Below are 12,596 nucleotides of genomic sequence, written 5' to 3'. Positions count from 1 at the left end.
GGTCGTGTGCTCGGTCGGTGCGTGTGCCTTTCGGATACGGGTGCGTGTGCGTGTGCGGTGCGACGCTCAGTCCGTGTGACTGGATGGCCGTTCCGCGTCGTTCGGGGTGCCGGCGGATGAACCCACCCGGGCATCCCACTCGGCGCTCAGCCGCTCGAGGATCACGGCCACCGCCACCGCGCCGGGGTCCGGCGAGCCGATGCTCCGCTCCCCCGTGTAGCTGGCCCGGCCCCGACGGGCCTGCATCATGGCGGTCTGGTCGGAGGCTTGCCGGGCGACCGCGGCCATGCGGTGCAGGGTGGCGGGCGCGTCGGTGCCGGCCGTGACCTCCTCCTCGAGGGCATCCGTCATCGGCACGAGAGCGTCGAGCAGGGTCTTGTCGCCCACGTCGGAATTGCCGCGCGACTTGATGCCGGCGATTGCGCTGCGCAGCATCGCGACGGCGTCGCCGCCGCGCACCTCGTCCCTGCCCTTGACCGCGAGGGACGCCCGCAGGAACGCGGTTCCCCAGAGCGGCCCGGAGGTCCCGCCGATCCGCCCGGAGATGACCATGCCCACCTTCTGCAGGAACGCGCTCGGGCTGCTGCGGTCGTACTCGTCCCAGTCGGCGAGGACGATTTCGAAGCCCCTGGCGAGCGAATAGCCGAAGTCACCGTCGCCGACGACGGCGTCGAGGTCGCCGAACTCCTTCTCGTTGTCGACCGCCGTCTGGGCGATGCTGTGCACGACGAATTCGGTGTCGGCCAGGCTGGTCATGGGGTCTCGCTTCCTGTTCTTGAGGTGCCGGGCAGGGTGAGGATCGTGACGAGGTCCGCCAGCCGCAGATACGGGCCGGGGTGGATGCCGGCCGGGTCGGCCAGGATCTCGGCGGCGGGCCCGGCGGGGTCACCGAGGGACGAGACCACGAGGGCGGCGCCGTCGAAGTCCTCGTCGGCCGTGTAGCTGCTCACGGTCACAACGGTCGCAAGCCCGGCGGCGAGCGCGGCCCGCAGCCCGTTCTCGCTGTCCTCGATCACCAGCGTTTCGCTCGGGTCGACGCCCAGCGCACGCAGGGCATACAGGTAGATATCGGGCGCGGGCTTTTTTGCCGGAACGATGTCGCCCGCGAAGACGTGGAACCCCGCAGCGAGGTCGGGCCCCACCGCGTGGGTGAGCACCGCCCGCACCGACGCCTCGGCCGAGGTCGAGGCCACGGCGAGGGTCCAGCCCGCCGCGGCGGCTTCCTCGGCGAGGCGACGGATGCCGGGCCGGGCCGGCAGCACCCCCGCGGCCACGCGTTCGGTGTAGATCGCGGTCTTGCGATGGTGCCAGGCCAGGATGGTCTCGTCCCAGGCCGCCGGGTCCTCTGGCAGACCCAGCTGCCGGGCGACGTCCGGGGTGAGGATGCTCCGCATCCGTTCCTTTCCCCCGCCGATCCTCACCTTCTCGGCGTAGTCGGCGTCACTCCAGTGCACGGGCACCCCGAACTCGTCGAAGGTCTGGTTGAACGCCGGCAGGTGGCCGTCCCGTTCGGTGTCGGCGAGCACCCCGTCGCAGTCGAAGATCAGTGCCGGCATCTCAGGCCTTCCCCGCGCTGCCGAACTGTTCGGCCAGTCCCCTGGTGAGGTTGACGATGTCGGTGCGCACCTTCGCGAACAGCGACGGTGGGTCCCACTTGTCGCGCGCCTGGGCATCCGTGAGGAAGGAGAGGTTGGATTTCATGTAGGTGATCTTCAGTGCCGTGGAGATATTCACCTTGGCGCAGCCCCGAGCGATGAGGTCGGTGAATTGGGCGTCGGTCATGCCGCTGCCGCCGTGCAGGGCGATCGGGATCGGGTGGGCGGCGACGAGGTCGCTCACCCGCTGGAAGTCGAGCACCGGTTCCCGCTTGTACACCCCGTGCGCGTTGCCGATCGCCGGCGCGAACACGTCCACGCCGGTGGCCTCGAGGAACCTGAGCGACACCGCGAGGCTCTGCCTGGCCGCTTCGGTGTCATTGCCCACACCGTCTTCGACGCCCGTGATGGACTCGATCTCGCCCTCCACGTGAGCGCCGAACGTGCGGGCCTGCCGCACCACCTCGATGGTCTGGCGCTGGTTCTCCTCCACCGGCAGGGTGGAGGCGTCGAACAACACCGAGTTCCAGCCGCGTTCGAGGCACTCGGTGATCACATCCCGGTCCGGGCAGTGGTCCAGGTGCAGCGCGACGGGCACGTCGATGCCGGCGGTCATCGCCGACCACATGGCGAAGAGTACGTCGGATCCGATGGACTTGACGGTCTTCACCGAGGTTTGCACGATCACCGGCGAGCGGGCTTCGACGGCCCCGGCCAGCACCGCCTCCATCGTGAGGTCGTTCACCACGTTGATCGCGGGAACGCCGTATTTCTCGGCGAACGCACGATCGACGATCTCCTTGAGAGTGCTCACGGCCATGTGCGCCTCGCTTCCTCGCGTGTTTGCTGGGGATCGTAGGCGTCAACACACCAACGGGCAATGGCGGACGTGACTGGATGCTGCAGCACCCCTCGCCGCACAGCCCTCCCGCGGCGGCGCGGCGCTCGCGCATAATTGTCGCTATGGACCCCGTCAGCACCATTGTCTGGATCGTCGTGTTCGTCCTGGTCACCGTCACGGTGACCGGCTTCTCCCGGCGGATCGGCTGGTCGGCGCCGTTCGTCCTGGTGGTCGTCGGCGCGGCCGCGTCGTTCCTGCCGTCGGTGCCACGCATCGAGCTCGAGCCGGAGTTGGTGCTCTACGGGCTGTTGCCCCCGCTGCTGTTCGCGGCGGCCATCCGCACGTCGATCGTGGACGTGCGGGCCCGGCGGGACGGCATCCTGCTGCTGTCGGTGGGCCTGGTGGCCTTCACCGTCGTGACAGTGGGGCTGACCGCGTGGCTGGTGGTGCCGGCGATTTCGCTCGCTGCCGCGTTCGCGTTCGGCGCCGTCGTGGCACCGACGGATGCCGTGGCGATCACGGCCATCGCCGGGCGGCTGGGCCTGCCGCGGCGGGTGGTCACGGTGCTCGAGGGTGAGAGCCTGCTCAACGACGCGACCGCGCTGGTGGCCCTCAACGCGGCGATCGCGGCCATCCTGAGCACGGTGAGCCCGCTCTCGGTGACCGGCGACTTCGTCGTCGCTGTCGTCGGCGGTGTGGGCGTCGGGCTCGCCGTCGGGTTCGTGCTGGCCGTGATCCGTCGGCAGTTGCACGCGCCGGTGCTGGACACCAGCCTGTCGCTGGTGACGCCGTACCTGGCGTTCATCCTCGGCGAGCTGGTGCACGGTTCTGGGGTACTGGCGGTGGTGATCGCCGGCCTTTTCCTGGGCTACCGTGCGCCGGTGATCCAGTCGGCGGAGGCCCGCATCGCCGAGTCGATCAACTGGCGCACCATCCAGTTCCTGCTGGAGAACGCCGTGTTCCTGTTCATCGGCCTCAACCTGGCGTCGATTCTTGAGGGGGTGCGGCTCACCGGCACGGGGTTCTGGACCACGGTGTGGATCGCTCTGGTGATCCTCGCCGCCCTGCTCGTGTCGCGTTTCGTGTGGATGGCCATCACCACGTCGATCTATCGGTACGGACCGCGGCGGTTGCGGGAGCGCGGTTGGAGCTGGCGCACCGGGGTGGCCGTGTCGTTCGCGGGGATGCGCGGGGTGGTCACTCTCGCGGCGGTCTTTCTACTCCCCCCGGAGACACCCCAGCGCGAACTTCTGCAGCTGCTGGCCTTCGTGGTGGTGGTCGGCACCCTCCTGCAGGGGCTGGCGCTGCCGTGGATCATCCGCCGGTTGCGCCTGCCGCCGCCGGACCGGACCCAGGAGAGGATCGAGGCGCAGATGCTCCTGGCCGAGGCGCAGACCGCCGGCCTGGCCCGGCTCGACACCGAGGTGACCGACGCCGACGAGGACCGGGTGATCGGCCGGTTGCGCACCAACGCCGTGTTCCTCGCGGATGCGCTCGACAACCCGGCTCCGGATGAGGCGGAGCCGCTGCCGGCCGCGTACAACCGGCTGCGGCGGGCCATGATCGAGGCCGAGCGGGAGGCCGTGCTGGCCGCCCGGGCGGACGGCCGCTACCAGGAGCCGGCCATCCGCTCTGCGTTGGCCTTCATCGATGTGGAGGAGTCCGCGCTCAAAGCCGGGTCGCCCAAGCACCAGGAATGAGGTGGCGGCGCGCGGAGCACCATCGTGCTCGCGGCCAAACGGCCCGGGCGAGCGGCTAGGCCAGCTTGGCCTGCCCGGTGAGCGCCGGCGGCTCGTTCCAGGTCTTGACGATGGCCCAGCCGACGGCGGCGATGGGCACGGCGAGCACGGCACCGATGATGCCGGCCACGATGGTGCCGGCGGTCAAGGCGACGAGGATCACCAGCGGGTGCAGCTTGAGGGACTGTGCCATCACCACGGGCTGCAGGAAGTTGCCCTCGAGCTGGTTGACGACGATCACGATGCCCACCACGATCAACGCGATGACCCAGTCGGTGGCAACGAGCGCCACGAGAGCGGCCAGGATACCGGCCACTGTCGCACCGATCAGCGGGATGAAGGCCGTGAGGAACACGATGACCGCCAGCGGCAGTGCCAACGGCACCCCGAGCACGGCGAGGCCGATGCCGATCGCGGCGGCATCGACGAAGGCGATGATCGCCGTGCCGCGAACGTACCCGCCGAGCACCCGCACCGAGGTGGTGCCGATGCGGCGACCGCGCTGCAGGCGCTCGCCGCGGAACGGGCGCAGGAAGAACTTCCAGATGACGTCGCCGTCCTTGAGGAAGAAGAACAGGATCACGACGACGAGCACGGCGCCGGTGATGATCTCGGTCGCCACAGACACCCCGGCGAGGGCCCCGGAGCCGAACTGGCTGCTGGTGAGGAAGTCGATGCCCTGGTCGCGGAAGTCCTCGAGCTGGGCGGAGTCGAGGGCCAACGGCCCCTCGGTGAGGTAGGTGAACAGCTGGTCGATGCCGTCAGAGGCGCTCGTCACCAGCTCGCTCCACTGGTTCTCGACGGCGACGACGATCAGGGTCACGATTCCGCCGAACACGACGATGGCGGTCAGCAGGGTGACCCAGGTGGCCAGGATCGGCGACAACCCCCGGCGGCGCAGCCATCCGATGACCGGGCTCAGAGCGGATGCCAGGATGATCGCGATCAGCAGCGGGATCACCACGAGCTTCACCTGCACGAGGATGAAGATCACCACGGCGACGAGCGCCAGAGCGAGCAGGATCTGCCCGCTGCGGAGGCCCAGCCAGCCCAGCTTGTCGGTCAGCAAGGTGCGCAACGTCGTCGGACCGTCGGTTCGGGGCTCGGCCCTGCGGGCGCCGGTGTTGTCGGGAATTCGCATGTGACCACCCTAAACAAGGTTCCCCGACATAGCCCGGTAAAACGCGCGAGTTTGTGCACAGCCACAGGCGGATTTTGGGATTCGACACCCACACGATACACACGTTTTGCTCCACCGACACCCTTGAAATTCCCAGTGTGGTGGAGTGCCATGGAGGGTGTTCCGGCGCCCTGTGTTGCTGAGAGCGAACCACCGAGGAACACCACTGAGGATGCCGCGCCACAAGCGCGAACCGACCGGTTCAGGTGTCACGACAGGTATCAAGGAGGATACAAATAATGGCAGGAAACAGAGCAGTTGCTTACGAAGGTCCGGGCAAGGTCGACGTTATCGACATCGACTACCCCACCTTCGAGCTGAAGGACGGACCCGGCGTCAACCCGGCGAACATCGGCCGCCAGGTTCAGCACGGTGTCATCCTGAGAACCATCACCACCAACATCTGTGGCTCCGACCAGCACATGGTGCGCGGACGCACCACGGCTCCGATGGGTCTGGTCCTCGGCCACGAGATCACGGGCGAGGTAGTCGAAGTCGGCCGGGACGTCGAGTTCATCAAGGTCGGCGACATCGTGTCGGTCCCGTTCAATATCTCCTGCGGTCGCTGTCGCAACTGCAAGGAACGCAAGACCGGTGTCTGCCTGAACGTGAACCCGGACCGTCCGGGTAGTGCGTACGGGTATGTCGACATGGGTGGCTGGGTCGGCGGGCAGTCGCAGTACGTGCTGGTCCCGTACGCGGACTGGAACCTGTTGAAGTTCCCCGACCGGGAGCAGGCGCTGGAGAAGATCCTCGACCTCACCATGCTGTCGGACATCTTCCCGACCGGGTTCCACGGTGCCTTCACCGCCGGCATCGGCGTGGGCTCAACGGCCTACATCGCCGGCGCTGGACCGGTAGGACTCGCCGCGGCAGTCTCGGCGCAGCTGCTGGGTGCCGCCGTGGTGATCGTGGGTGACCTCAACCCCGAGCGCCTCGCACAGGCCCGCAGCTTCGGCTGTGAGACCGTTGACCTCACCAAGGGTGAGCCGCAGGATCAGATCGAACAGATCCTGGGGGTGCCGGAGGTGGATGCGGCGGTCGACGCCGTCGGATTCGAAGCGCACGGACACGGCAAGGATGCCGGAACTGAGAAGCCGGCAACCGTGCTGAACTCGCTGATGAGCATCACTGCGGCCGGCGGTGCGCTCGGTATTCCGGGGCTTTACGTCACGGGCGACCCGGGAGCTGCGACGGAAGCAGCCAAGGTGGGTTCGTTGTCGCTGAGCCTGGGTACCGGCTGGGCCAAGTCGCTGTCGTTCACCACCGGGCAGTGCCCGGTGATGAAGTACAACCGGCAGCTGATGATGGCGATCCTGCACGACCGCGTGCAGATCGCCAAGGCCGTGCACGCACAGCCGATCAGCCTCGAGGATGCCCCGCGCGGGTATGCCGAGTTCGATGCGGGTGCGGCGACGAAGTACGTGCTCAACCCGAACGGCTATCTCAAGGACTGAGATCTCAGACCTGACTGGCCTGTAGGCAGCATCCGGGACCGGGCCGCAGCACGCGGCCCGGTCCCGGCGTGTTGTGCCGGGCGCGGGTAGCCTGATCTGGTCGCGTACCTGCGGCTCCGAGCGCAAGGACCGCCCCGATGCCCCGCCATGACACCCCCACCACGCCCTCCGAGGCTGAGCGGACGGACGGCTCCGGCCTGGGTTGGGACGCGATCATCGTCGCCGGCGGCAGGGCCAGGCGGCTCGGCGGCATCGACAAGACCGCCCTGGTCTGGCGAGGCCGCAGCCTGCTCGACGGAGTGTTGGCCGCGACCACCGGCTGTCGGCGCACCTGCGTGGTCGGATCAGACGCTGACCTCCCCGCCGATGTGCTGCGCGCCGTCGAGCAGCCGCGCTGGGGCGGTCCGGCCGCCGCGATGGTGGCAGGCCTCGAGGCACTGGCCCGCGACTCCGGCGGCGCCTCCGCGGGCACGGGTTCCGCGGGCACAGGTTCTGCGGAGTGGATTGTGGTGCTCGCTGGCGACCTCGTGCACGCTGACGACGCCGTGCCGTACCTGCTGGCCGAACTCGACAGGCTCTTGACCGCCCCGCCGGCCCACGCCGCGCAGACCGACGCCGTGGCGCACCGATCCATCGACGGCCTGATCAGCGTCGATGCCGCCGGCCGGCGCCAACCGCTGCTCGCCGTCTACCGGCGTGCGGCCCTGGCCTCCTCCGCGCTGCTGCGTCCGGCCGACAACCTCTCGGTGATGGGCCTGATCGGCCCACTCAACCTGGTGGAACTGCGCCTCCCCGACGCCCTGGCCGAGGACGTCGACACCCCGGCCGACGCGGCCAGGCTCGGCATCGTCCTTCCTAATACTGGCTAGCCTTGACTCAGGCGACACTGTCGTCGACCATCCTCGAGGAGCCCGTCATGCCCATGATCCACACCGGCCGATCGGTCCGAATCGGTTCACGCGACACCGGCAACCAGGCCCGCGGCGTGGTCCTCTGATGGAGTGGCTGGAGGCCAGGGCCGCCGTGCACAGGGCCGGCGCGGAGATGCCCCGCGCCACCGAGATGGTGGCGCTCCCGGACGCCGTCGGGCGCACCCTTGCCGGCGCGGTGCACTCGCTGACCGCCTTGCCGAGCTTCGCGTCCTCGGCCATGGACGGCTGGGCCGTCAGCGGCGACGAACCGTGGATTCTGGGCGAACCGATCCTGGCGGGTGACCCTCCGCCGACGAGGGTCCTCGCGGCCGGGACCGCGCGGCCCATCGCCACAGGCGCCTGCGTGCCCGCCGGCACCCACGGCATCCTGCGCACGGAAAACGGTGAGCTGGTGCCGGGGTCTGCGGCCGGCACCGTGCCCACGCTCATCCGTTCGGCGCACACCGGTGCACACGAGCCGGCACGCGGCGAGCATGTGCGCGCCCGCGGTGAGGAATGCGGACTCGACGAACGGATGCTCGAGCCCGGCTGCCTGCTCACGGTTCCCAGGGTCGCTCTCGCTGCGGTGACGGGCCACGACACCCTCACCGTGACCACACAGCCGACCGTGGAGCTGCTGCTGCTCGGCACCGAGGTGATCGAGTCCGGCATCCCCGGTCCCGGGCAGGTGCGGGACGCGTACTCCCCAGAGTTTCCGGCCCTGCTCAGCGGACTGGGTGTGCGGCTGAGTGCACTGCGGCGGCTGCCCGACGACCTCGACCTGACCATCGACGCCATCCGATCGAGCACCGCGGCACTGGTGATCAGCACCGGAGGCAGCGCCCGCGGCCCGGCCGACCACCTGCGCGCCGCACTCAGCGCACTCGGGGCCACAGTGCTCATCGACGGCGTGCGGATGCGCCCCGGCCACCCCGTGATGCTCGCCCGCCTCGCCGACGGCCGCCTGATGCTCTGCCTGCCCGGCAATCCGCTGGCCGCGATGCTCGTGCTGGCCAGCCTGGGCGTACCGCTGATCGACGGGATGCTCGGCCGCCCGCTGGTGCCGCTGGGCCGAGTGACCCTCGCGCACGACATCGCCAACCTCAGCGGGTCGACTCGGCTGGTGGCGTACCGGCTCACGGACGACGGCGCGGTGCCGACGGCGCGTCAGGGTTCCGGCATGTTGCGCGGACTCGCTGAGGCCGACGGTGTGGCCGTGGTGCCGGCCGGCGGTGCGTGCTCCCCCGAGCCCGTCGCCACGATTCCGCTGCCCTGGTAGCCGGAGTGCTGACCCTGTCGGTGACCGGGTCGGAGTGCTAAACCGGAAGGGATCGACAGATATGGAGGCCGTGGGTCCGCTGCGTGAACTTCGGATGCCCTGTCGACAGATTCGGGAAAGAAGTCAGACATGGCGACCTACACAATCGGCTACTTCGTTGGCAGCCTGAGCAGCACGTCCATCAACCGCACCCTGTCCACGGCGCTGATCGCTCTCGCCCCTGAGGAGCTTGAATTCACCGAGATCACGATCGGGAACCTGCCCCTGTACAACCCGGACTTCGACGCGGACTTCCCGCCGGCCGGCCGGACCCTCAAGGCGGCCATCGACTCGTCGGACGGGATCCTCTTCGTCTCCCCGGAATACAATCGCTCGATCCCCGGCGCTCTGAAGAACGCGATCGACTGGGGGTCCAGGCCGTGGGGCACCAATTCCTTCGCACGCAAGCCCACCGGCATCATCGGCGCGTCCCCTGGCGGCATCGGAACCGCGGTCATGCAGTCGTCGATGCGGAGCGTCTTGAGCTTCCTCGATGCGCCTCAGCTGAATTCGCCCGAGGCTTACATCAGCTTCGACGCTGCCGTCTATGGTCCCAACGGCGAGGTCACCGACGAGTCCACCCGGTCATTCCTTCGCCACTATATGGAGGAGTATTCGGCTTTTGTGCAACGGGTGCTCACCGCGAACGCGCCTGGACACATCGGTGACGAGGACCCGAACTCCAGAAAATGACGCAGACAGTCCCGGGGGAAGCCCGAACGATTGCCGCGCCGCCGCTGAGATGCTATTCCTGAAGCGCACGTTCCGTGCCGTACCCGGCCAGAAGGAGACCCCATGAACGCCCCCGAAAACGACACCGGCCGGCTGGACGACCTGAGTCAACGGCTGACCCAGGCACTGCAGATTCTGGACCTGAAGGTCGACTACCCGCTCCTACTCGACCTGGCCGCCGAGACCACCCGCGCCGTAGGCCCTGCCGGCGGACCGATCAGCACCTTCCTGGTGGGATACGCGGCCGGCATGACGAGCACCTCGAGCAAACAGGCCACCACCGACGCCGTCGAGCGCGCCGTTGGAGTAGCCAGGCAGGCCACCCGGAAGAGCGGTGACGGCGGCATCGACGACGGGTGGGCGAACACCGCCCAGTAGTTGTCAGTCCAGTAGCCGTCAGTCCAGAGCCGTCAGCACAGGCGCCCTCCCCTACATGGTCGGCACCGCCTCGACGGTGCGCGCCGGCTCCACCCGCACGATCACCGCCTTCGAAACCGGCGTATTGCTGCCCTCCGCCACATGGTCGAGAGGCACAAGCACGTTCGCCTCCGGGTAGTACGCCGCCGCACAGCCCCGTGCGGTGGGGTATGACACGGCCCGGAACCCGCGCAGCACCCTCTCGACGCCGTCGTCGTACACGCCATGAACATCCACCATCTGCTCATCGTCGAGGCCGAGTTCGACAAGGTCGTTGGGGTTGATGAACACCACGTGACGGCCCTTCTTGATGCCGCGATACCTGTCGTCGTGCCCGTAGATGGTGGTGTTGAACTGGTCATGCGATCGCAGGCTCTGCAGGATCAGGGTGCCGACGGGCCGGTCCAGGTACTCGAGGTCGTTGACGGTGAGCATGGCCTTGCCGGTGGGGGTGGGGAAGGTGCGGGAATCGCGTGGCCCGTTCGGCAGCAGGAAGCCGCCGTCCTGCCGGATCTTGGCGTTGTAGTCGTCGCAGCCGGCGACGACGTGGGAGATGTGCTCCCGGACGAGGTCGTAGTCACGCTCGAATCCCACCCAGTCCACGCCCACCTTGGTGCCCAGCACCGCCCGGGCCAGGCGGCTCACGATGGCGACCTCCGACAGCAGGTTCGGTGCGACCGGGCGCACCTTGCCCCAGGACGGATGCACGGCGCAGACGGTGTCCTCCACCGACACGAACTGCTCCCCCGTGGCCTGCCGGTCGATCTCGGTGCGCCCCTTGGTCGGCAGGATCAGCGCCTCGTCGCCGACCACGGCATGCGACCGGTTCAGTTTGGTGGAGACCTGCACCGTCATCTCGGCACCGCGCATCGCGGCCTCGGCGGCCCCGGTATCGCTGATCGCGCCGACCAGGTTGCCGCCGAGAGCCATGAAGACCTTAACCCGGCCGTCCCGCAGTCCCCTGATGGTCTCGACCGAGTCCATCCCGTGCTCCCGGGGCGGATCGAAGCCGAACTCCCGTTCGATGGCGTCGAGGAACGCCGGCGGCATCTGCTCCCAGATGCCCATGGTGCGGTCGCCCTGCACGTTGCTGTGCCCGCGGATCGGCGATGCACCCGCGCCGGGCTTGCCGATGTTGCCGCGCAGCAGCAGCAGGTTGATGATCTCCTTGATCGTGGCGACGCCCTTTTTGTGCTGGGTGAGCCCCATCGCCCAGGTGATGATCACCTTTTCGGCCCGAAGGTACCGGGCGGCGAGCTCGTCGATGTCGGCGGTTTGCAGGCCGGTGGCGGCCAGCACGGCCTTCTCGTCGACCTGGGCGAGGTGCGCGGTGAGTTCCTCCAGCCCCTGGCAGTGCTCGCGCAGGAACTCGTGGTCGAGCACGGTGCCCGGGTTCGCGGCCTCCGCGGCGAGCACCCGCTTGGACACCGCCTGTAACAGGGCCATGTCGCCGCCGAGCCGCACCTGCACAAATTGGTCGGCCATTTCGGTGCCGTGCCCGATGATGCCCTTCACCTTCTGCGGGTTCTTGTACCGTCTGAGCCCGGCCTCCGGCATCGGATTGACCGCGACGATCTCGGCGCCGTTCTCCTTCGCCTCCTCCAGGGCGGTCAGCATCCGGGGATGGTTGGTGCCCGGATTCTGGCCCATCACGATGATCAGGTCGGCCTTGCCGAAGTCGTCATAGGTGATGGTTGCCTTGCCGATGCCGATGGTTTGCCCCATCGCCCAGCCGGACGACTCGTGGCACATGTTGGAGCAGTCGGGCAGGTTGTTGGTGCCGAAGGCGCGCACAAAGAGTTGGTAGGCGAACGCGGCCTCGTTCGAGGTGCGGCCGCTGGTGTAGAAGGCGGCCTGATCCGGCGAGTCCAGCCCGTTGAGCTTCTCGGCGAGCAGTCTGAACGCTTCGGCCCAGCTCAGCGGCCGGTAGTGGTCGTCGCCGGCGGCCTTGTAGACCGGTTCGGTCAGCCGCCCCTGCATGCCCAGCCAGTATTCCGAGCGGTCACGCAGGTCGCTGACCGGATGCTCGGCCCAGAATTCGCTCCCGATGGTGACGGGAGTCGCCTCCCAGGTGACGGCCTTGGCGCCGTTCTCGCAGAACTCGAAGGTCTTGCGGTGGGTGGGGTCAGGCCAGGCGCAGCTCATGCAGTCGAAGCCGTCTTTTTGGTTCATCGCCAGCAGGGTCTTGCGGCTGCGGCTGACGCCCATGCCCGCCAGCGCCGGGATGGTGGAGTGCAGCACTCCGGGCACGCCCGCCGCCCAGGACTTGGGCGAACCGACCTCGAGGGCGGACTCCCCCGCCTCGTCGGCGTCGTCGAGGTGGACCGGGCTCTTCTCGCGCGCCTGGTTGGCCCCAAACGGTGGGTTCGTGGTCACTTTTTTGGGCGTCATCCTGGGCATCCCTTT

At 68.5% G+C, this 12,596-nt stretch carries 12 protein-coding genes; 7 read left to right on the top strand and 5 right to left on the bottom strand.

Translation table 11 applies throughout. The annotated features are described in order from the left end of the window. Positions 1-66 precede the first annotated feature (66 nt). Genes dhaL through E3T19_RS18675 form a run of 3 tightly spaced genes read right to left on the bottom strand, consistent with a single transcriptional unit; the run spans position 67 to position 2,415 of the window. On the bottom strand, positions 67-756 hold the full coding sequence (dhaL, locus tag E3T19_RS18685; protein ID WP_088455687.1) for a dihydroxyacetone kinase subunit DhaL: 690 nt from the start codon (positions 754-756) through the stop codon (positions 67-69). Further along, a complete protein-coding gene (locus E3T19_RS18680; protein WP_134409554.1) occupies positions 753-1,556 on the bottom strand; it encodes an HAD-IA family hydrolase in 804 nt (267 codons plus the stop codon). The genes dhaL and E3T19_RS18680 overlap by 4 nt, the downstream gene beginning before the upstream one ends. Before the next feature lies 1 nt (position 1,557). Further along, positions 1,558-2,415, bottom strand: a complete 858-nt coding sequence (locus tag E3T19_RS18675; protein WP_134409553.1) for a class II fructose-bisphosphate aldolase — start codon at positions 2,413-2,415, stop codon at positions 1,558-1,560. Positions 2,416-2,558: 143 nt separating this feature from the next. Here E3T19_RS18675 and E3T19_RS18670 point away from each other — a divergent pair, with 143 nt between their 5' ends. After that, positions 2,559-4,136: a Na+/H+ antiporter gene (locus E3T19_RS18670; RefSeq protein ID WP_241980349.1), complete on the top strand. Its 1,578-nt coding sequence runs from the start codon at positions 2,559-2,561 to the stop codon at positions 4,134-4,136. 55 nt (positions 4,137-4,191) lie between these two features. On the opposite strand, the gene E3T19_RS18665 is transcribed toward E3T19_RS18670, so the two are convergent. Beyond that, the gene (locus tag E3T19_RS18665) at positions 4,192-5,316 is read right to left on the bottom strand and encodes an AI-2E family transporter (RefSeq protein ID WP_088455684.1); all 1,125 of its coding nucleotides are present in this window, start codon (positions 5,314-5,316) and stop codon (positions 4,192-4,194) included. A 278-nt stretch (positions 5,317-5,594) separates the two neighbouring features. Here E3T19_RS18665 and fdhA point away from each other — a divergent pair, with 278 nt between their 5' ends. The 6 genes from fdhA to E3T19_RS18640 all read left to right on the top strand — a co-directional run bounded on the left by fdhA (position 5,595) and on the right by E3T19_RS18640 (position 10,151). Then, complete coding sequence (gene fdhA / locus E3T19_RS18660; protein ID WP_088455683.1) at positions 5,595-6,812, top strand: formaldehyde dehydrogenase, glutathione-independent; 1,218 nt, start codon at positions 5,595-5,597, stop codon at positions 6,810-6,812. 137 nt (positions 6,813-6,949) lie between these two features. Beyond that, on the top strand, positions 6,950-7,681 hold the full coding sequence (locus E3T19_RS18655) for a molybdenum cofactor guanylyltransferase (RefSeq protein ID WP_088455682.1): 732 nt from the start codon (positions 6,950-6,952) through the stop codon (positions 7,679-7,681). Positions 7,682-7,683: 2 nt separating this feature from the next. Further along, positions 7,684-7,809: a hypothetical protein gene (locus E3T19_RS19530; protein ID WP_255453157.1), complete on the top strand. Its 126-nt coding sequence runs from the start codon at positions 7,684-7,686 to the stop codon at positions 7,807-7,809. Further along, positions 7,809-9,002: a molybdopterin molybdotransferase MoeA gene (locus E3T19_RS18650; RefSeq protein WP_088455681.1), complete on the top strand. Its 1,194-nt coding sequence runs from the start codon at positions 7,809-7,811 to the stop codon at positions 9,000-9,002. The genes E3T19_RS19530 and E3T19_RS18650 overlap by 1 nt, the downstream gene beginning before the upstream one ends. Positions 9,003-9,131: 129 nt before the next feature. Next, positions 9,132-9,734: an NADPH-dependent FMN reductase gene (locus tag E3T19_RS18645; RefSeq protein WP_088455680.1), complete on the top strand. Its 603-nt coding sequence runs from the start codon at positions 9,132-9,134 to the stop codon at positions 9,732-9,734. A gap of 102 nt (positions 9,735-9,836) precedes the next feature. Next, the gene (locus E3T19_RS18640) at positions 9,837-10,151 is read left to right on the top strand and encodes a DUF6457 domain-containing protein (RefSeq protein ID WP_088455679.1); all 315 of its coding nucleotides are present in this window, start codon (positions 9,837-9,839) and stop codon (positions 10,149-10,151) included. A gap of 51 nt (positions 10,152-10,202) precedes the next feature. Here E3T19_RS18640 and E3T19_RS18635 read toward each other — a convergent pair whose 3' ends face one another. Beyond that, positions 10,203-12,581, bottom strand: a complete 2,379-nt coding sequence (locus E3T19_RS18635) for an FdhF/YdeP family oxidoreductase (RefSeq protein ID WP_134409552.1) — start codon at positions 12,579-12,581, stop codon at positions 10,203-10,205. Positions 12,582-12,596 lie beyond the last annotated feature (15 nt).

The sequence above is a fragment of the Cryobacterium sp. TMT4-31 genome, assembly GCF_004403385.1.
GTDB lineage: Bacteria > Actinomycetota > Actinomycetes > Actinomycetales > Microbacteriaceae > Cryobacterium > Cryobacterium zongtaii.
Note: the sequence above shows the minus strand (reverse complement) of the source record. Positions and strands in the feature narration are given on the sequence as shown.